Origin of the sequence: Cylindrospermum stagnale PCC 7417, from assembly GCF_000317535.1 — a bacterium.
GTDB lineage: Bacteria > Cyanobacteriota > Cyanobacteriia > Cyanobacteriales > Nostocaceae > Cylindrospermum > Cylindrospermum stagnale.
In genome coordinates, this window is the sequence record NC_019757.1 from 1,649,354 (window position 1) to 1,668,485 (window position 19,132).

Consider the following 19,132-nt stretch of genomic DNA (forward strand, 5'->3'; position numbering starts at 1 on the left):
TAGTTATCAGTGATCAATTGTCCTCTGGTCTTTATTTTCCATGATTAGCCCCACTGTACCAACGTAACAAGACTTTCGCTAGTTTTGGGGGATCGTGACGTACGCAACCCGTTTCATCTTCATACAAAACATTCGCTGGCACAATTCGCCGTCCTAGTTGGGTGACAGCTTCTCGATCGAGAAAAACAGGATTAGACTTTTGTTGAGCATAACGGATCAATGATTGAGCCGAGGGGGATTTTTTGTGGACTAATACAGCATCAAATAGCCGTCTTTGCCCGCAAGCATCATCAATGGCGCGGATGTGGTCAGCAACAGTGTAATCTTGGGTTTCTCCCGGTTGAGTCATGATATTGCAGACATAGATGCGGGGAACGTTTGTCGCGGCGATCGCATCAGCAATTTCTGGAACCAACAAATTGGGAATCAAGCTAGTATAAAGACTACCCGGCCCAATAATAATATAGTCAGCTTCTTTAATTGCCTTAATCGCTGCTGGCAAGGCTGGCGGGTTAGCAGGAATACAACCAACTTTCAGAATTTTACCCCCAGCTTTGGGAATGCTAGACTCACCCTCGATGCGGCGACCATCGGCTAATTCTGCCCAGAGGCGCACATCACTCAGGGTTGCTGGTAGCACTTGCCCCCTAACTGCTAGCACTTTAGAACTAGCAGCCACAGCCTGTTCCAAATCCCCAGTAATTTCTGTCATTGCCGTTAAAAACAAATTGCCAAAACTGTGACCCATCAAGCCATCCCCAGCCCGAAAACGGTATTGAAACAGTTCTGTTAATAACTTTTCTTCATCTGCCAGTGCAGCTAAACAATTGCGAATATCTCCTGGTGGTAAAACTCCAAATACCTCGCGCAACCTCCCAGAAGATCCACCATCATCAGCTACCGTGACAACGGCGGTGATATTCGCGCTGTAGGTTTTCAGTCCGCGTAGCAAAGTAGAAAGTCCAGTACCACCACCAATCACCACTATTTTTGGACCTCGGTACAATCGGTGATGTGCCAGTAGAACATCTATAAGTTCTTCTTCTTCGCCTCCTGGTCTTAGTACCTTAGTAATTGAGCCTACAGTACGGGATTGCCCCCAAAGCACCAACAGCACGCCGAACAGGATTACCAAAGGGCCGCTGACATAGTTGGGTAAAATGTTGGTGATCACTCCCAGAAAATTCCTCACCAACTCCAGCGCCCAAAAAATAGGAGTTAGCTTAATCCAAATAGCCAACCCCAAACTTGCCAGCACTACACCGCTAACACTAATTAGCAACCAACGTTTTACTGATATTCCAGGAGATAACCACTTGAACCACTGGTTCACCCGATGAGAAGTGCGACTGCGCGATTGTTTTTGCAGGGCGTTGAGGGCTTGTCTGAGAAAACCGATTGACATACCTGATTTGGAGCAGTGCTACAAAAAATGTTTAACAGAAAATGTACACCACCTGGTTCAAAGACCAAGTGTGAAATTATTATAGTTATCAACTCTCTTGGACTTCGATTAAGTCTAAGAGAGTTGTCAGTATTGCCAGCCAAATAACACCCTGGATTAGTCAGAACGAATTTAATGGAAAAGCGAATTTTAGGAATAGATCCGGGACTGGCAATTGTCGGATTTGGGCTAATTACCTGCACACAAAACGAAGCTAAAGCACAAGATACAACCGTAAAAATGCTGGATTTTGGGGTAATCCGTACGTCTGCCGATGCAGAAATGGGACAACGGTTGTGTACCTTATTCGACGATTTGCACACCCTGATGGAGGAATTTAAACCAGATTTGGTTGCAATTGAGAAATTATTCTTCTATCGTATGTCAAATACTATCCTAGTTGCACAGGCAAGGGGTGTATTAATTTTAGTTTTGGGCCAGCTTCGTCTCCCATATATAGAGTTTACCCCAGCACAAATAAAGCAAGCTTTAACGGGGTACGGGAATGCAGATAAGGCTGAAGTGCAAGATGCCGTAGCCCAAGCCTTGGATTTAGATGATATTCCCAAGCCTGATGATGCTTCAGACGCTTTGGCTGTAGCCCTAACTGCTTGGTATCAGTTATAGAGTTGTACAACGAGAATAATTAACTGAACTATAGCAATCCTATTTGAGTTGTGTATCCCTTCGGGAGCGGTCGGCATTACAGCAGTATTTTTTTAACGTAGACGCGGAGCGGCGTGCCGCAGGCTACCACTCCAGACGCAGAGAGGAGGCAGCGCGTTGCGGGGGTTCCAAGAGTTGTAGCGACTGCCGTCGCAGAGGAAGAGAAAAAAGAGATGTGATGCCTACGGCTCCCGAAGGGATACACATCTAATTTAGGATCGCTATAGAGAGTAATTATCAGTGGGCAGAAGAATTTTTTCGTCAACAAAATATTTGTCCTTGACGACAACAATTAGTAAAAAATGCTAAGTTACAGTTTTTCAACTTTCATGATTTTTCTGCTTCCCAAGATTTCAAGCTAGCTTTACGCTCTCTCCAATCTGGCATTACATTACCTAGTGCTTTCCAAAAGGCATTACCGTGATGGCGGTGTAATTAAGTGGACTAATTCATGAGCGACTACATATTCCAGAACCGCCACAGGAGCGTGAACTAAATGCCAATTGATGCGAATTATGCCATCTTTGCCACAGGTTCCCCAAACTTGTTTTTGCTCGGAAAGCTTGACATTTGGTAGCGTGAGCCCTAACTTATTTGCATAAATTTTGGCGAAATGCTTAATGTCCTGCAAAACGCGATCGCATTTCCACGTAATCAAAGCAAGCTCAATCGCCTCCTGTTGCTGAATTTGAGTCAATTGCTGTGGTACTTGGATATAAAAGCGGCTTTTGCAAGTAATCATTACCTGTTTTACATCGGCTGACTCTATCTGCAACATTAAGCTACGTCCCCGGTACATCACCTTTGCCCCACTAATGTAACCCTGGGGAATTTCTGGTGAATGCTTTGGGCGACAATCTTCAACAGCATTAAATAGCCAGCGCCGTTTGCTATCAAGAAAATCGGTAATTTCTTCAGAGGGAGTATCAGGTGGTGCAACAACTTCTACAGCTTCAGGGGTAACAATGATGCGCTGGTTTTTAATGCGATTACTATAGCGCACAGTGTAGGGAATGCTGGTTTGACCAATTTGTAAAATAGGCATAACAATAAATCAGACATCTTTTTATATCGGCGGTTAGAAACCGCAACTACACAGGCAAAACCCACCTGCGTGGGTTTAAAACTTAGAGGATGTCTGAAAAGTATCAAAATTGATCGAGATCCCCCCAACCCCCCTTTTTTAAGGGGGGCTTTTAACTCTCTTTTACCCCTTTTTTAAGGGGGCCGCCGCAGGCGGGGGGATCTTATCCGAACCGTATTGACTCAATATCTTCTCTCTACGGTGTACACACATCCTTATCTAGAGTGAATTACAACCATAAAAACAAGATGTAACCAGAAATCCAGTCCCCCTCATCGCTTGCGGGGAGGGGTTAAGGGTGGGGTTGTATGTCCATAAACGGGCAATTTTCAGACTTGTGTGTACACGATAGCCCAAAATCTGGGACGGGTGAGGATACCCATCCCACAAGAAAAGAAAAGCGCCCCTATTCCAGATAAAGACTAGATTTTAAGACATTTCTCAGACTACAATCTCTTTAAAATTAGCATAGACGATTATCATTTCATATCTATGAATTCTCCCTTAAAATCTCGCAAGTTACCAACTCAAGCAATAGGGGCCAAGATATTCCATTCCTGCAATATCGTTAGCCTGTTTCTCATGCTTACCAGTGGACTCCAAATTTACAACGCCAACCCGGTTTTTGGTGGACGTGCAGGCTTACATATTCCTCCCATATTTACCTTAGGTGCTTGGTTAGCGGGGGGTAGACACTGGCATTTTGCCGCTATGTGGCTCTTTTCGCTCAATTTATTATGGTATGGAATTTATGTTTTAATTACCCGACGTTGGCGACATCGCTTTGTGGGAGTTAATGACCTTAAAGCATTGCAAAAAAGTCAAAACTCCCAGCGGTTAATTTATGCTTGGCACCGCATCGCCTATACAGCAATTATTCCTATATTGCTACTAGCTTTACTGACCGGAATAGGAATGTATAAACCTGCTCAATTTCCTTGGATTTTGGATATGTTCGGCAGTTGGCAAGCGCTGCGAATTGTTCATTTTGCCTCAGTACCAATGGTTATCTTATTTGCCGTAATTCATTCTCTATTAGGAAGGCAAGCTGGGGGTGATAAACTCACAGAATCAATGTTTTGGTAAAACCAATGTCCCATAAAGAAGATATCAACTTAATTCGTGTAAACCGTCCTCAATTAACTCGCCGGAAATTTTTACAACTTTCGGGAATTTCTAGTGTGAGTTTATTTCTCGGTGGTTGTGGTACACCAGCATTAGAAGACTTAGTGGGTAAACTTTCTGAACCGCTGAATCAGAAGGTTGAAGGCTTAATATTTAAACCACAAAAACTTGTACCGGAATTTTCTGCTAGTGAAATTGAACCAGAAGCATTAATAATTAATACTTTCCGGGCTACTCCCATCATTGACCCAGCAAAATACCGTTTAATTATTGATGGTGAAGTAAATAATCCCCTCAGCCTCAGCCTAGCAGACATTCAGGCTTTGCCGCAAACTTCCATGATTATTCGTCACGTTTGTGTAGAAGGTTGGGCGGCGATCGTACAATGGGGTGGCGTAGGTATGCGAGAAATTGTTGCTCTCTCCCAACCTAAAGCAAATGTCCAGTATGCTTACTTTAAATCGGCTGATGGCTACTACGAAAGTTGGGATATAGCTTCAGCGCTACATCCCCAAACTTTATTAGCTTATCAAAAAAACGGCGAACCTTTGCCAGTAGAAAATGGTGCGCCCTTGCGTTTAGCTTCGCCGATTAAACTTGGTTATAAGCAGAGTAAGTGGGTTACTCAAATTACTCTAGCTAATTATTTTTCACCTTTTAAGGGCTACTGGGAGGATCAGGGTTACGAATGGTTTGCAGGACTGTGAATATTTTGTAATCAGGAATAGTAATTAATCTGACTGTTTCTCATTACCTCCAAATCTTAATTTTTGAACATTGAAAATGAACTTTTTTGATAAATTAAATAGTCAGATATCGCGAAGTCAAAGCTTACTATTTGTAGGACTTGACCCAAACCCAGAGATGATGCCTGCTCGTTATGCATCTCCAAATCTCATCACTGGGTTGGAAAATTGGTTACAATTCATTATTGCCGAAACTGCTGATTTTGTTTGTGCTTATAAGCCTACACTTGGCTTTTACGAAGCTTTAGGTGTTCCCGGTTTAGAATTACTGCTCAAAACTTTGGCAGTTATCCCGGCACATATTCCGATTATTTTAGATGCCAAACATAGTGACTTAAATACTAGCACCATCTGCGCTCACACTATGTTTACAGAATGGCAGATAGATGCTATTACTCTCAGTCCCTATACTGGACAAGATCACGTAGCGCCGTTTTTGGTTTATCCTGATAAAGCTGTGTTTATTTTGTGTTGTACTTCTAACCCAGGTGCAGCCGCTTTACAGCAATATCCTAGCAAAGAATCACCTCTTTATTTACAGGTAGTCAAGGAATCAAAAAATTGGGGTACTCCAGAACAATTGGGTTTGGAAGTAGGAACCACAAATGCTAATGCTTTGGCGCTGATTCGGGCAATTGCTCCTGAACGGATCATCATGGCACGTAGCATTTGGGCTGAGGGTAGTAATCTTAAAGAAATTTTGGCAGCAGGCTTGAATGCTAACGGTGACGGTTTGCTAATTCCTGTACCTCAAGATATGTTAGGAAAGCCAAAATTATCTCAGGCAATTCAGTCTTTACATTCAGAAATTAATCAAATCCGAACTGAAATTATCTGGGATGGTTCGACCTGTTCTGTGTGGTTTCCTGATATTTGTTTTTTAGATCAGCATCCTCACCAAGATTTGATTTTGCAACTTTATGATATTGGTTGCATTATGTTTGGTGACTATGTCCAAGCATCTGGAGCGACTTTTCCTTATTACATCGACTTACGGAAGATTATTTCCAATCCTCAAGTTTTTAATCAAGTGATCGTTGCCTATGAAGAAATTTTAAAAAATCTGACTTTTGATAGATTAGCAGGTATTCCCTATGGTTCTTTACCTACTGCAACTGGTTTGTCCTTGCGCCTTGATTGTCCGATGATTTTTCCCCGGAAAGAGGTGAAAGCACACGGAACTCGGAAGTTAATTGAGGGTGATTTCCATCCTGGTGAAACGGTCGTGGTAGTTGATGATATTCTGATTAGTGGCAAAAGTGTCATGGAAGGAGCAGAAAAGTTAAAATCAGCGGGATTAAATGTTAATGATATTGTGGTATTCATTGACCATGAACAAGGTGTAAAAGATAAATTACAACAGAATGGTTATCTGGGTCACTCGGTTTTAACTATTTCAGAAATTGTCACTACTCTGCATCAAGCAGGACGGATAAATAATGAGCAATTTTTAGCTTTTACAGAAAGCAATGAGGGTATATAGCGATCCTAAATAAGATGTGTATCCCTTCGGGAGCCGTAGGCATCACATCTCTTTTTTATCTTCCTCTGCGACGGCAGTCGCTACAACTCTTGGAACCCCCGCAACGCGCTGCCTCCTCTCTGCGTCTCTGCGGTAATGCCGACCGCTCCCGAAGGGATACACAACTCAAATAGGATTGCTATATAAATACAACAAATTGCCCAGAATTTCGCTTTTCTAAGTTGAGACGTTGCATGGAACGTCTCAACAGTGTGGTCTATTCAAGTAGTTTGCAGTAGCTGCAACTTCCAGTTTTTAGGTAATTTTAAAATTGATGATTATGAATTTGTCTCTCAATCAACTACTTAAATGGTTAATTTTTACGCTGCTATTTCCGCTAATCTTTCTTAATGTTTGGCTAGTATTTAAGTTTTTTAAATATTTTCAGCCATTAGTGACAATTTTTGTCTTAGCGACTTTGTTTGCCTTCATTTTAAACTATCCGGCTTCTCTTCTCCAGAAACGAGGACTTAAACGCAACTATGCAGTGGCGTTAGTTTTTATATTAGCATTGCTGATTTTAGTCGCGGTGGGTATCACGTTGCTACCCGTTGCGTTAGAGCAATTTAATGAAATGGCTAAACTCTTTCCCCAATGGGTTGATTCTAGTGAGGAAAAACTCCAGAGTTTGAATGATTTGGTTTTTGACCAGAAATTAAGAGTTAATTTAAGCCAGTTATTAACTAATATCATTAACCGCTTACCTGATGAATTAGAGCATTTGGGAAATCAAATCTTCAGCATTGTTGTAGATACTATTGATAGTATTTCTGAGGCATTAATTACAGTAGTACTAACTTTTTATCTATTATTAGATGGTGAGAGACTTTCAGAGTCAATACTGAAAAAATTACCATTAAATTTTGGTCAGTTTTTGAGAAATTCTCTTCAGCAAAATTTCCAGAATTATTTGATTGGTCAGGTAAGTTTGGCTTTGCTGATGGGACTTTCGGAAACGTTGATGTTTTTAGTTTTTCGAGTTCAGTTTGGTTTATTGTTTGGTTTAGGGGTTGGGCTTTTGAGCTTAATTCCTTTTGGTGATGTTGTTAGTTTGGTTATCATAATTTTAATTATAGCTTCCCATGACTTTTGGTTAGCAGTGAAGATTTTTGCGGTAGCTATTGTTATTGACCAGTTAATTGATCAGGCGATCGCACCGCGTCTTTTAGGTAAGTTTACGGGAATTAGACCAATATGGGTAATAATTTCTTTACTTGTCGGCACTTATATCGCCGGGGTGTTGGGTTTGCTAATAGCAGTACCAGTGGCGGGTTTAATCAAAGATGCGATTGACGCTTTATCTAGTGATATTGATCACGCTGTTGAGGGTGAAGGTGTAGCAGAAATGTTAACTGAGGAGTCAGCAACGCAGTGAATTGGCGCGATCGCTTCGAGCGGGCGCTCCGCGCGATCGCTTTGCGTCATCGCCTTTCTAGCTTTGGTATAAAATGTGAAAGCTTCCTAGTTCAGTGAAAATACGACGAATATGCCGAAAGCTGGTGATGGCGTTAGAAAAATGGCTTTGAAGCGCCGAACTGGGGCTGTATTACAGTTTAGTGCAGCTGGCGGTTTTGTGATTATTCCGCTTTTGCTACCTATTCCCCCAGGATTAAAACTCTTGGTTTGGCTTGGCTGCTTGGTTTGTGCAGCTTTCCTTTACCAGCAAGGAAAGCATTTATGGATGCGAGCAAATCTAGCCACACAAGGGGCTGTAGGGGAAGAAAAAGTTGCCGAAACTTTAAAACCTCTGGAAAGTCAAGGTTGGAAGATTGAATATAACATCCCCCTAAAGCCCTGGGGTGATGCTGATGTGTTTCTGCATTCCCCTAAAGGTAATTACTTTGTCATCGATACCAAGAGTCAAAGAGGAGGAGTATTTTTTGATGGTTCTGTACTAAAGCAACGCTTCGGTAAGAAAGTTCACGAATTTAGGGGTGGAAAAGACTTATTGAAAGTTGTCGCAGGTCAAGCTGCCACTCTTAGAGATGTGAAACGGGTTAAATCTGTGCAGCCTATTCTGTGTTTTACACAAGCAAACTTAGAGGGAATTAAACAAAATCAAGATATTAATGGTGTGTATGTAGTAACTTCAGCAAAGTTAGTGAGTTTGTTAAAACAACTAGATAGAAATTAATGCACAAATAACTAGAAATATAATTTACAAAGCTTGTAAAAATAACTTTAAACCATCAAAAGCCGGACTATCCCAGTTAAAATAACCCGCTTGTGCTGCTTCTCCTAAACGCTTATCTGGCGCAATTTGTGACGCTAGCCAAACGCGTAAACGTGCTTTTGCTATATCTTTATTTTTCGGTTCTCTCCCTACTGTGGAATAAACACATTTAAAGTAATCATCTACACATTGTATAGCTCGGTCTGTTGTCACTGCTTTTAAACAGACATCTTCTAGCATTCCATTATTTTGATAATCTGGCAAAATCAAAACGCTGACTTGGGGACTTTCTCCAATAATTTGTTTGGGGCGATTTGGTATAGGTAATTTCCCAGTGTTTAAAAAGCCGCAGACACTATCAAATGCATTTATGGCTGAATCATCGGCATCCCGTGTAATACCTAGAGAAACTACTTCATTATAACTAGGTCGCAAATGTAGTGTTTTCAAATAATTTCCAAGTCCCTGTTTACCTCCATAATTTTCTACCTAAATATCAGAGGATGTCTGAGAAGTTGTTAGTGATAAATCAAACACTGGTAGATCCCCCTAAATCCACGCCAGTCGCTCATGGGGAGCCACTGCGTTGGACGGGTTTCCCTGCTTAAAGCAAGTGGCGTGGAGACCCCCAAGACCGCGCTGGCTCCCCTTTTTAAGGGGGACTTTGACTCTTGTTCCCCCCGGAAGGGGGGTTAGGGGGGATCTCGATCAATTTTGATACTTTTCAGACATCCTCTCAGTAATGTTAAGATGATTTAGAAATGCATTGAAAAATAAGACTTCTTCTGAACCTTCACCAATAAGTAGTTTTGGCTTGGAGAGTTGCTGCGATTTGCTAGACATCAGCGAATCTCCCAGTCCAATTCTTCTGAGGTCTCTAAAGCTTCTTGGTCATAAGTAATGGCTTTAATTTCATCTTTTACTCTATCAAGTCGATGATAGCGAAAATCATATTTATCACTATTTTTAAATGCTTCGTGCGCTGCTATGATGCACTCTCGACTGTGGGTAGTGGCAAAGATTTGTACATCTGCTCTTCTAGCAGCATCAGCGATTGCTTTCCAGACATTTGTTAAAACTGAGTGATGTAAACCATTTTCAATTTCATCAATTAAAACAGTTCCACCTTTAGCATTAGCTATTGCTAAGACGATTGATAGTAAGCGTCCTATTCCTTCTCCCATTAATGGTAATGGTACAAGCTGAGACACACCAATATCACCGTATATTATTGCTTCACTATCTACTAACACAGTAAGACGTTTCAAGCGTGGTTCTAATAAGCGTAGAGTTTGTAAAACTGCTTCTTGTTGCCCAACACGTTCCAGGTTACTAAAGCGCACAGTATCTTCTTTAGAAGAGCGGATATTAGTAGTTAAATAGATGCCTAGAGGAAATTTTTCTTTTCTAGAACGAGTACCAATTAATTTACCGTCGGCTGTTAGAGAGATGCGTGATGCACTTTTTTTATTTATTTGATATTCCAATACTAAGGTGTTATGTGGTTTAAACTCGGTTGTTAGTGATGCGTTAGATTGCAAATCCTCAAAATCTTCAAATAGTGATAGTTGTTTTTTTGATTCATTTAAATAAATTTCCAGGAATCGTTCTATTTGATTATTTTCAATACCACTTAGTTTAATAATATTATCAATCATTTCTTGTCCAAAGAAAAATCCTCTCATTTCTTCCATATCTTCAAATCTACCACTCTTTCCTATACCTCGTAGACGATTAATTTGTAATAATGATTCAGGATTATTTGGGTTGATAAAAATAAAAATGGCTTCTAAAAGTGAAGTTTTACCAACATTATTTTTGCCACCAATTAAGTTGATTCTTTCCAGTGGTTCAATGGTAAAGTTCTGGAAGCAACGAAAGTTTTTGAGTGTTAATGAGCGCAACATAGCTTAATTAATTGCCTCAGCATTGTTGAAGCTTCTTACTCCTATAATTTTATCTTCTTTTATGTCAATTATTTGACTATCATGCTACATAAAAAAATCCCCTGGCATTTCTACCAGGGGGAAATATTTACTTTAATAACAGTGATGAGGTCTAAATATTAGCCAACACTTGCTAATAAAAACTCGCGTGTTTCTGGCTTGGTTACTCTTACCTGTCCGTCATCATCAATATCGACAATGGCGGTGTCTCCATCGGCGATTTGACCAGACAGTAGTGCTTCGGCGAGAGAATCTTCTAACAGGCGCATAATTGCCCGACGTAACGGCCTAGCGCCGTAGCTGGGGTTGTAGCCTTCTTGTACTACACGCTCTTTGAAGCGATCGCTAACTTCTAGTTTAATTCCCCTTTCAGTCAAGCGGCCAGCCACATCGAGCAGCATAATTTCAGCAATTTGCTTGACTTCATCCTTACCCAACTGAGTAAAGACGATAATCTCATCTAAACGATTCAGGAACTCAGGACGGAAGTAAGCTTTCAATTCCTCATTGACTAAGGTGCGAATGCGGTTGTAACTAGCTTCTGATTGATTGTCGGCGAACTCAAAGCCTAAACCACTACCGCCTTTTTCAATCACCTTAGAACCGATGTTAGATGTCAAAATGATCAGCGTGTTCTTGAAGTCCACTTTCCGACCTTTGGCGTCGGTGAGTTGACCATCATCCAAGATTTGCAGCAACATATTGAATACATCGGGGTGCGCTTTTTCGATTTCGTCGAATAGCAGCACTGAGTATGGTTTGCGCCGCACAGCTTCTGTTAGTTGCCCGCCATCGTCGTAGCCAACGTAACCAGGTGGAGAACCAATCAGCTTGGAAACGGTGTGGCTTTCCATGAATTCCGACATATCTAGGCGAATCATCGCTTCTTCGGAACCGAAGAAATATGCAGCTAATGCCTTCGCCAATTCAGTTTTACCAACTCCGGTGGGGCCAGAGAAGATAAAGCTAGCAATTGGGCGATTGGGATTTTTTAGCCCGACACGTGCGCGACGAATGGCGCGAGAAACAGATGTAACTGCTTGTTCTTGACCGATGAGGCGTTGGTGAAGCGTGTCTTCTAGGTGTAATAGCAACTCTGATTCAGATTCCGTCAGTTTGTTAACTGGTACTCCTGTCCAAGAAGCGACAATTTGGGCGATGTCTTCTTCGCCAACGATGGGGATCGTAACAGTTTTATCGGTTTCTGATTCGGCGTGCAGTTGTGTTTGCAGTTCCAATTCTTGGCCGCGTAACTTGACAGCTTTGCCAAAGTCTTGGACTCTAATGGCGTCCTCTTTGGATTTGGTAACGCTGATTAGTTCGCGCTTGAGTTCTTTATTGGTGGAAGAGCGAGAGTTTCGCAAATGCACACGAGAGCCAGCTTCGTCAATTAAGTCGATGGCTTTATCTGGCAAAAAGCGATCGCTAATATAACGCTCTGACAACTCTGCTGCTGCCAAAATTGCCGCATCAGAAATATGCACTTTGTGGTGCTGTTCATAAGCACTGCGTAAGCCGTAGAGAATTTGGACAGTTTCCTCAATCGAGGGTTCACCTACCAAAATCGGTTGGAAACGCCGCTCTAAAGCAGCATCGCGCTCAATGTGCTGACGATATTCCTTGAGGGTGGTAGCACCAATGCACTGGAGTTCACCCCGTGCTAAGGCTGGCTTGAGGATGTTAGCTGCATCCAAACCGCCTTCTGTACCACCAGCGCCAACTAAGGTATGTACTTCGTCAATTACCAGGATGATATTGCCCACAGAGCGAATTTCATCCATGATTTTCTTTAGGCGTTCTTCAAAGTCGCCGCGAAAGCGAGTCCCAGATACCAGAGATCCCATATCCAGACTAATAACTTGCTTGTTGAGCAAAATCTCTGGAGCATCTTGGTTAACAATACGTTGAGCGATACCTTCTGCGATCGCTGTTTTACCAACTCCCGGTTCCCCAATCAACACTGGGTTATTCTTAGTCCGTCGACCCAGAATTTGAATGGTACGCTCAATTTCCTTTCCACGACCAACTACGGGGTCGAGTTTGCCTTCTTGTGCTAGTTTGGTGAGATTTCTGCCAAACTCCTCTATAGTTAGTTTTTGGTTACGCTTTTGACTATTACCACCAACGAATACAGAGGCATCATCACCCAAACGACGCATTACCGCAGTGCGGACAGCCTTTAGGTCAACCCCCAGATTTTGCAGTACTTTAGCGGCGACTCCCTCGCCCGCTTCAGTTAACCCCAATAATAAGTGTTCCGTGTTTATGTAGTTGTGTCCAAGGCTATGAGCTTCTCTAAACGATTGCTCGAACAAGCTTTTAACCTTGGGAGTAAAGGGAATTTCTGGCGGGACAAAGCCAGATCCTCGACCAATAATTTTTTCTACTTCGCGACGTGCATCTTTGAGGGTAACGCCCAACTCGGTCAGCACCTTAGCAGCAACCCCTGTTCCTTCTCCCATCAACCCTAGGAGAATTTGTTCCGTTCCTACAAAATTGTGTCCCAGTCGGCGTGCTTCCTCCTGGGCTAGCATAATTACTCTAATGGCTTCGGAAGTGAAGTGTTCAAACATAGCGGGTTATTGCTCCCTTGCTGCTTGGACTTTGGGTGAGATAAAGTTCACCCTCATCTAAAGTTTCTTGTATTTTCTTAAAGATAATGTATCTTTATTTAAAGTTAAATGGCAGTGGTGAGAGCCGTAAGAGCTAAGGTGTGGTTGCCGTCATCAGCCTAAAATGGCGAAATTGTGAGACTCCTACGTCCTTAAATCTTAATGAATTTTAAATGCTGTGAGCTGTAAGAATTATGACAGAATTTCCCGGAAGTAAAGATCAACAGCATCCTCTTTACAATCGCGATCGCCCCTTTATTGATATTCTACTCACTCAAGAGGCAACAGATTACAATTTGGCAGAACTTGCTCGGCTAAAAATTCGTTATCAAGGGTTCCCAGGTGCTAGAGACATTCAACAAGACCTAGATAAAGCCTTGCAGCGCTGGGGTTTGACCGAATCTGAACTTTTTGAAAAAACTCAAGCACTTCACAAGGTTGGGGGAATTTATCAAAGTCGCGGCAAAAAAGAAGAGCAAGATTGGAACTAGGCTTTAGGCATTGTTTTATCCCACTTTTTCCTCATTTATCCTGCGGTTTTTGTGTTATAATTTCTAGCTATACGGCAGGGAGTGCCGGAATTAACGCTTGAGGAGCTAGTTGGAAGACTAGGTGAACATTAACAAAAAACAGTTATTGTGCCCAAGAAACCTGAAGCCTTTTGGTTAAGGTACTTCACTTTTTTTCAATATAAATAAACCCGCTTAGACGGGTTTATTTGTGACTAATTTCGATTTAAATGTAACTTTGGGTAGTTGCCAGCAGCGAATACAATAAGTTAGCTACATATCCTGCTGGGAGACTTTGATGAAAAGTTACAGTTTTTTGCAAAAAATTACTACAGCGATTATCATATCCAGCCTTTCTTTATCCTGTGGTGCAACTGCTAAAAGAGAAACAAATCAAGCACAAGCTACTAATAAGCCAAAGCCAGAACCAACTATTGTCTACGGTGACTTAATTATTAAAGAACAATCAGATTATCTGATGATTCCCGTTAATCTCCCAGGACAGGATAACGATAAAGAAAGTAATTCTGGATATTCCCGTGATTACAAAAGAGAAAACCTACTATATAATATCATTTTTTATCATAAACAAAATGGTGATGCTCATCTTTTATTAAAGAAGAAAGCCATAATAAATTCCTTCGATTTCTTAGAAACAAAGACAGCAGGCAAAGTATCCACAAGGCTTTGGTTATATAAAATTTTTGACCAAGATACTAATGGAGACAAAAAGCTAGATTATAAAGATGCCAGTATTGGTTATGTTTCTGATTTATCCGGCAAGAATTTGCAGCAAATTACTCCAAATAATACTCAATTGATAAATTGGATTATTATCCCTAGTCAAAACGCCATTTTTCTGAAAATTATCAAAGACTCAGATAATGACAAAAAATTTACAGAAGCGGACAAGACAAACTTTGTCAGAGTTAGTCTTGATAAACCCGGTATGGGAATTGAAATTATTAGCGACCAAATAGAGCAAGAAATTAAGTCATATCTTCAAAAATAAGGTAATTGCCATATATCTTTTCAGGTTATAAAAACCTTTATTTGGTGCTTTTAACAACTATTTTTGTACTAGTACATCACGGCGGAAATAAAGCTACCATTCACAATTGCTGAAAGCTTTACAGTACAAGCTTTTTAATTTTTAATTTCTAATTTTTAATTCCGCGTTCGCGTAGCGTCTCGTAGAGATAGCGGTACTAGCTTTCTTGCAGAGCAATTAAGTGTTTTAGCCTTGATTCACATTCTTGATAAATCCAAAAAACTCGATTAATTCCTTGCACTTTCAACCAATTAACTGAAATATATAAATATTCAACTTTAGTTTGTTTGGCAATTGCTTCTAACAAAATGCCTAACGATGATGCACCGATTCTAAATAAGAAAATACCCGCCCTTCGTGGTAAATTAAACTGTCGCAGTGACCAAAGTCTACGAACTTTTTCTGTAACCAAGGGTTTGGTGTGCCAACTTGTCATTAATTCTTTGGCTTTTTGGCGATTACCTCTAGCTTGTTGGTAAGCAATTAGAGTTCTATACTCTATTGGATTAAGGGGATAAAGACCGCGTCCACCTTTAGGATAAAGAACTGGCTTATCATTTTCATTTTCGCTGGAGTGTGCGCTATAAACTCTGCCATTGATTTGCCATTCATATTTGATTTCTTTAACTCCAGGGTGGTGCTTGATATTAATGCTGCTCAAAAATGTGGTCAAACCAGGAATAACAAACACAGAACAAATTAAATACATTAAGGAATCAAACAAACTCCACTTCATACCAAGATTTAAACCATATACCAAAGTAGGTGATATTGTTAATATTGAAGTAATTCCAAAAATTGTAGATGAAACATTGGCTCTAGTTTCTCCCACAAAATAATATAATTTTTGAACTATCCAACTTGCAATATAAACGCCAAAGCCACAAGAGATCAAGTAGACAAATAAAGTTCCATCAAGACTCATTGTCTTATTCTTAGATAGCAGAGATAAAAAAGTAAAAATTAATGCCAGACTGATGGTAATTCGGATATTTAACTTAGGAATTGCTCTAACAGAAAAATAAATTAATTCTTTGGGTTTTGCTAATCCAAGGTCAATGGCTTGTAAATCTTTATCAATATCATCTGTAGGAACTATTATCGTATTTTCGATGTTGGCATAATCTACATTTAATCCAGATGTAAATTCGCCATTGCGTTGATAAGCGTAAAAATGGCGATTATTGGGTTTTTTAAAATTAATTAAACTTGCTTCCATTCTTTTTCACCGATTTTTATCGATTTATATGGCAAAAATTACTGTTCGGTTAAGCTAATTTATGCTGATTTTTGCAGTATTAGCACACACAGGACTTACTCTTGAGCGATTATCATTGCGAGTAGGGAGTAAACAAAGCTTATTTATCTCGAATTTGTTCAAGATATTGAACCATTTTTGCTGTATTGTCTGCTGTTTTGATTCCAGCAACTAAACCTTCAAGTCCAATTCGGATAAACAGTAGCCAAACTAGACCAATTAACGGAGATAAAATCAAGGAAGATAAACCTTTGACAAAACCTTGAGAAAAACTACCAATGACAATGCTTAAAATCGCTAAACCTGCCAGAAAAATCACAATTCCGTAAACAATGCCGATCACTTTAGGAGCGACAAATCTAGAGAAAGAAAAGTCAAATAATGAACCAAAAAATCCTTTGTTGTCCATAGTTTTGTACCTGGTGAATGTTGATTAAACAGAACTTACGCACAGTACTGCAATGGTGTGAGATTCTTTCCTGCGGTCAGAATGACAGAAATGCGTTCCCTGTGCCTAAGTCCTGTTCGAGTTAAATGGCTCTACCGTAGTTGGTTTTAGCAGCTACAACTTATCTACCCAACCGTTGTTAGTCAGAAACAAAGTTATTTCTTGCTCAGGTGGATTATCTTTAGTTTCTAATATTTTATTAAGTTCACTAATTGTTGCTTGCACTTCTGGATCTTCAACCCATTTACCAATGGTTTTAAATTTGTACGTATATTTAACGCTTGACATTTGCGGAGCGCCAGGATAACTCTGTGGTGGAGTAAAATTTATGATTTTGTCAACCTCCGCTTCGCCAATACAAAATCTTCCTGATGGTTGGTTATAAAATTTTTGTCCCTCTGGTGTGAGGGAGTATTCAATTGAAGGTGAACCGGGTGTAATTTCTTTGCTAGATAACAAGCCAACTTTTACCAAAGAATCAAGTGGCTTGATGGAGTTAGCGGTTCTTTTGTCTACTGTAACAGGAAACGGAAACAAAAACACTAAAAAACATCCGACTTTTTGTTTAGCTAAGATTGTGTTGATAGCCTGTTTAAAATTACCCTCATTAGCATCTTTAGGATTACTGCAACCTGACAAAATTAAACTTAAGCCGGTGAGAGTTAACACAATCATGCTAATCATTTTCGTTTTCATCTTGAACCTCAAATTATGTATAGGTTTTCATCGCGGCACTTTTGCAAATAACTTTGCCAGTCTATTTTGTATGCTTATGAGATGAAGCTTTAGTGAAACTTCCTCAGAGGATGTCTGATTCGTATCAAAATTGATCGAGATCCCCCCAACCCCCCTTGCAAAGGGGGGCAAAAACTTCTTAAAGTCCCCCAAGGATTGGGGAGCCAGCGCTGTCTTGGGGGTCTTACCCATGAGCGACTGGCGTGGATTTAGGGGGATATACTTATGTTTGATTTATCACAAACAACTTTTCAGAACTCCTCTCACAAGCAATATGTAGAACTATCTTTTTCTATTGTTTGTCCGAACAGGTTTAGAATTATTTGGACAAGTACAATTACCGTTATTGCTACCAGTTGTACCTGTTGATGTCTTAGATTGAGATGTGATAGTACCGATATTAGCAATAGTTATTCTTTTTTTTGATTTGGCAGCAGATTTAATAGGATCTCTATAACCCAAATCGAGAGCAGCTAATTCATTAACTGGTTCTGGTATATCAAAACTGAATGTTATTTTGGTTGGAATTCCAGAAGAAAAATCATGTTTAATATTTCTTACATAATCACCATTAGTTATATAAGTTCCCATTTGTATAACTGTGGCAGCATATACAGTACCAGAGGAATCGATAGCATTTGTAAATGGTCCTTGAGTAGTTGTGTTTGAAGCTTCAAATGAAAGGACTGCGGGTGTATTTCCTATATTCGTGATCAAAACATCGCAAGATACTTTTTTATTGTTAATTCTCCGACAACCACGGGATTCAAATTTAAGATTGTATTCTTCATCAATCGATTGAGCGATTAATAATTTGTCTGATGATTTTTGTGTGATATCTGGTGTTACAGGAATAGCTAATGCAGTGGTAGATGTCACACCACAAGAAATTGTGATAGTTGCAGTGATGAAGTTCCTCAATAAAGATTTTGACAACAGATTCTTACTAAAGTTGTGTAACTTTAAGCTCATATCTTCTCCTGGTATGTGGTATTTTTTGTTGTGTTAAGTACCGCAGTATCCCTGTGCAGTTATTCAGCCATCAGCGGTTGGGTGAAGAGTTCCTCATTTGGTTACAAAACTTTATAAAGTTAGCGTAAAGCCTGATTTTTTATAGATGGGTTGAAAACTTTACCGTGCTTACCTTACAGCCATTATCTGATGAATAATTTTCATGAAGTACTCAAGAAACTGATTATCGATGCTTGTCGTCATCCTCCCAAAAGCTGGGAACGTCAGGAAGCTTTAACGCAAATCATTCGCTTGGTGATGCAGTCTGGTAAATTGTGGCAGGAGAACACACCGTATTATGAAGATGCACAGCAACAAATGTGGTTGTATTTTTGCCGTAATGTTTGCGAAGCGACTACGACGGAACAACCCTATGACCCTACGCGCAGTAGTTTGGTGACTTGGCTAGATAATTACCTGAAAAGACGTCTGCAAGATTTTTGGATAGAGGAACAGGTTGAGAAAACTAGAACGGTTCCCCGGTTTACAGTAGAGGGGAAAACAACTGACCCTTTAGCAAATATCCCTGCACCCTCACTGCATTCACCCCTGGACATTCTCGAAGCGACCAAGAAGTGGGTAAATACAGACTCAAATGGTGAGTTACGGCGAATTCATCTCAAAGGACATCCACAGGTAACTTGTCAGATGCTGCTGTGGCGACGTTTACCACCACGTACTCCCTGGAAAGACCTTTCTGCTGAGTTTGGTTTACCCATTTCCACCTTAGATAGTTTTTATCGTCGCCAGTGTTTACCTCGGTTGAGGAAATTTGGTGAATTTGAGGGATATCTTTAGGGAG

General features: G+C 40.4%; 17 protein-coding genes and 2 pseudogenes. 9 read left to right on the forward strand and 10 right to left on the reverse strand.

The genetic code is table 11. The features are described 5' to 3' along the window. Positions 1 to 31: 31 nt before the first annotated feature. Entirely contained in the window at positions 32 to 1,405 is a 1,374-nt protein-coding gene (locus CYLST_RS06880) for a gluconeogenesis factor YvcK family protein (RefSeq protein WP_015206980.1), read from the reverse strand. Between the two features lie 174 nt (positions 1,406 to 1,579). Between CYLST_RS06880 and ruvC the strand changes: the two genes are divergently transcribed. Then, a complete protein-coding gene (ruvC, locus tag CYLST_RS06885; protein WP_015206981.1) occupies positions 1,580 to 2,071 on the forward strand; it encodes a crossover junction endodeoxyribonuclease RuvC in 492 nt (163 codons plus the stop codon). 366 nt (positions 2,072 to 2,437) lie between these two features. Here the strand turns inward: ruvC and CYLST_RS36715 are convergent. Further along, positions 2,438 to 2,500 (reverse strand): annotated as a pseudogene (locus tag CYLST_RS36715) (hypothetical protein); the annotation flags it as partial. Positions 2,501 to 2,525: 25 nt separating this feature from the next. Then, complete coding sequence (locus tag CYLST_RS06890; RefSeq protein ID WP_015206982.1) at positions 2,526 to 3,155, reverse strand: M48 family metallopeptidase; 630 nt, start codon at positions 3,153 to 3,155, stop codon at positions 2,526 to 2,528. A gap of 531 nt (positions 3,156 to 3,686) precedes the next feature. On the opposite strand from CYLST_RS06890, the gene CYLST_RS06895 reads away from it, so the two are divergent. From CYLST_RS06895 to CYLST_RS06915, 5 genes are all read left to right on the forward strand, one after another. Then, positions 3,687 to 4,280, forward strand: a complete 594-nt coding sequence (locus CYLST_RS06895) for a cytochrome b/b6 domain-containing protein (RefSeq protein ID WP_015206983.1) — start codon at positions 3,687 to 3,689, stop codon at positions 4,278 to 4,280. Positions 4,281 to 4,285: 5 nt separating this feature from the next. Then, complete coding sequence (locus CYLST_RS06900; RefSeq protein WP_015206984.1) at positions 4,286 to 5,026, forward strand: molybdopterin-dependent oxidoreductase; 741 nt, start codon at positions 4,286 to 4,288, stop codon at positions 5,024 to 5,026. A gap of 76 nt (positions 5,027 to 5,102) precedes the next feature. After that, positions 5,103 to 6,548, forward strand: coding sequence for a bifunctional orotidine-5'-phosphate decarboxylase/orotate phosphoribosyltransferase (locus tag CYLST_RS06905; RefSeq protein ID WP_015206985.1), 1,446 nt, complete (start codon positions 5,103 to 5,105; stop codon positions 6,546 to 6,548). A gap of 319 nt (positions 6,549 to 6,867) precedes the next feature. Then, positions 6,868 to 7,962, forward strand: a complete 1,095-nt coding sequence (locus CYLST_RS06910; protein ID WP_015206986.1) for an AI-2E family transporter — start codon at positions 6,868 to 6,870, stop codon at positions 7,960 to 7,962. A gap of 111 nt (positions 7,963 to 8,073) precedes the next feature. Further along, positions 8,074 to 8,721, forward strand: a complete 648-nt coding sequence (locus tag CYLST_RS06915) for a nuclease-related domain-containing protein (RefSeq protein ID WP_015206987.1) — start codon at positions 8,074 to 8,076, stop codon at positions 8,719 to 8,721. A 24-nt stretch (positions 8,722 to 8,745) separates the two neighbouring features. Here the strand turns inward: CYLST_RS06915 and CYLST_RS06920 are convergent. The 3 genes and pseudogenes from CYLST_RS06920 to CYLST_RS06930 form a co-directional block, all read right to left on the reverse strand. Beyond that, positions 8,746 to 9,216, reverse strand: a pseudogene (locus CYLST_RS06920) (DUF3226 domain-containing protein); the annotation flags it as partial. Positions 9,217 to 9,602: 386 nt separating this feature from the next. Then, entirely contained in the window at positions 9,603 to 10,667 is a 1,065-nt protein-coding gene (locus tag CYLST_RS06925; RefSeq protein WP_015206989.1) for an AAA family ATPase, read from the reverse strand. Positions 10,668 to 10,825: 158 nt separating this feature from the next. Continuing rightward, a complete protein-coding gene (locus CYLST_RS06930; RefSeq protein ID WP_015206990.1) occupies positions 10,826 to 13,279 on the reverse strand; it encodes an ATP-dependent Clp protease ATP-binding subunit in 2,454 nt (817 codons plus the stop codon). Between the two features lie 233 nt (positions 13,280 to 13,512). Between CYLST_RS06930 and CYLST_RS06935 the strand changes: the two genes are divergently transcribed. Continuing rightward, positions 13,513 to 13,809: a DUF3288 family protein gene (locus CYLST_RS06935; RefSeq protein ID WP_015206991.1), complete on the forward strand. Its 297-nt coding sequence runs from the start codon at positions 13,513 to 13,515 to the stop codon at positions 13,807 to 13,809. A gap of 316 nt (positions 13,810 to 14,125) precedes the next feature. Beyond that, the gene (locus CYLST_RS06940) at positions 14,126 to 14,839 is read left to right on the forward strand and encodes a hypothetical protein (RefSeq protein WP_015206992.1); all 714 of its coding nucleotides are present in this window, start codon (positions 14,126 to 14,128) and stop codon (positions 14,837 to 14,839) included. Between the two features lie 196 nt (positions 14,840 to 15,035). Here CYLST_RS06940 and CYLST_RS06945 read toward each other — a convergent pair whose 3' ends face one another. The 4 genes from CYLST_RS06945 to CYLST_RS06965 form a co-directional block, all read right to left on the reverse strand. After that, positions 15,036 to 16,097 carry a hypothetical protein gene (locus tag CYLST_RS06945; protein ID WP_015206993.1) on the reverse strand — a complete coding sequence of 354 codons (1,062 nt, stop codon included), beginning with the start codon at positions 16,095 to 16,097 and terminating at the stop codon, positions 15,036 to 15,038. Between the two features lie 139 nt (positions 16,098 to 16,236). Beyond that, positions 16,237 to 16,545, reverse strand: coding sequence for a DUF4282 domain-containing protein (locus CYLST_RS06950; protein WP_015206994.1), 309 nt, complete (start codon positions 16,543 to 16,545; stop codon positions 16,237 to 16,239). Positions 16,546 to 16,698: 153 nt separating this feature from the next. Continuing rightward, complete coding sequence (locus CYLST_RS06955; RefSeq protein ID WP_015206995.1) at positions 16,699 to 17,280, reverse strand: hypothetical protein; 582 nt, start codon at positions 17,278 to 17,280, stop codon at positions 16,699 to 16,701. A gap of 321 nt (positions 17,281 to 17,601) precedes the next feature. Then, on the reverse strand, positions 17,602 to 18,291 hold the full coding sequence (locus tag CYLST_RS06965) for a hypothetical protein (protein WP_015206996.1): 690 nt from the start codon (positions 18,289 to 18,291) through the stop codon (positions 17,602 to 17,604). A gap of 189 nt (positions 18,292 to 18,480) precedes the next feature. Between CYLST_RS06965 and CYLST_RS06970 the strand changes: the two genes are divergently transcribed. Continuing rightward, positions 18,481 to 19,128 (forward strand): hypothetical protein, encoded by a 648-nt coding sequence (locus tag CYLST_RS06970; RefSeq protein ID WP_015206997.1) that lies wholly within the window; start codon positions 18,481 to 18,483, stop codon positions 19,126 to 19,128. Positions 19,129 to 19,132: the final 4 nt, after the last annotated feature.

Coding starts and splice junctions, on each gene's coding strand:
- CYLST_RS06880 (WP_015206980.1), bottom strand. CDS start 1,405: ATGTCAATCGGTTTTCTCAGACAAGCCCTCAACGCCCTGCAAAAACAA.
- ruvC (WP_015206981.1), top strand. CDS start 1,580: ATGGAAAAGCGAATTTTAGGAATAGATCCGGGACTGGCAATTGTCGGA.
- CYLST_RS06890 (WP_015206982.1), bottom strand. CDS start 3,155: ATGCCTATTTTACAAATTGGTCAAACCAGCATTCCCTACACTGTGCGC.
- CYLST_RS06895 (WP_015206983.1), top strand. CDS start 3,687: ATGAATTCTCCCTTAAAATCTCGCAAGTTACCAACTCAAGCAATAGGG.
- CYLST_RS06900 (WP_015206984.1), top strand. CDS start 4,286: ATGTCCCATAAAGAAGATATCAACTTAATTCGTGTAAACCGTCCTCAA.
- CYLST_RS06905 (WP_015206985.1), top strand. CDS start 5,103: ATGAACTTTTTTGATAAATTAAATAGTCAGATATCGCGAAGTCAAAGC.
- CYLST_RS06910 (WP_015206986.1), top strand. CDS start 6,868: ATGAATTTGTCTCTCAATCAACTACTTAAATGGTTAATTTTTACGCTG.
- CYLST_RS06915 (WP_015206987.1), top strand. CDS start 8,074: ATGCCGAAAGCTGGTGATGGCGTTAGAAAAATGGCTTTGAAGCGCCGA.
- CYLST_RS06925 (WP_015206989.1), bottom strand. CDS start 10,667: ATGTTGCGCTCATTAACACTCAAAAACTTTCGTTGCTTCCAGAACTTT.
- CYLST_RS06930 (WP_015206990.1), bottom strand. CDS start 13,279: ATGTTTGAACACTTCACTTCCGAAGCCATTAGAGTAATTATGCTAGCC.
- CYLST_RS06935 (WP_015206991.1), top strand. CDS start 13,513: ATGACAGAATTTCCCGGAAGTAAAGATCAACAGCATCCTCTTTACAAT.
- CYLST_RS06940 (WP_015206992.1), top strand. CDS start 14,126: ATGAAAAGTTACAGTTTTTTGCAAAAAATTACTACAGCGATTATCATA.
- CYLST_RS06945 (WP_015206993.1), bottom strand. CDS start 16,097: ATGGAAGCAAGTTTAATTAATTTTAAAAAACCCAATAATCGCCATTTT.
- CYLST_RS06950 (WP_015206994.1), bottom strand. CDS start 16,545: ATGGACAACAAAGGATTTTTTGGTTCATTATTTGACTTTTCTTTCTCT.
- CYLST_RS06955 (WP_015206995.1), bottom strand. CDS start 17,280: ATGAAAACGAAAATGATTAGCATGATTGTGTTAACTCTCACCGGCTTA.
- CYLST_RS06965 (WP_015206996.1), bottom strand. CDS start 18,291: ATGAGCTTAAAGTTACACAACTTTAGTAAGAATCTGTTGTCAAAATCT.
- CYLST_RS06970 (WP_015206997.1), top strand. CDS start 18,481: ATGAATAATTTTCATGAAGTACTCAAGAAACTGATTATCGATGCTTGT.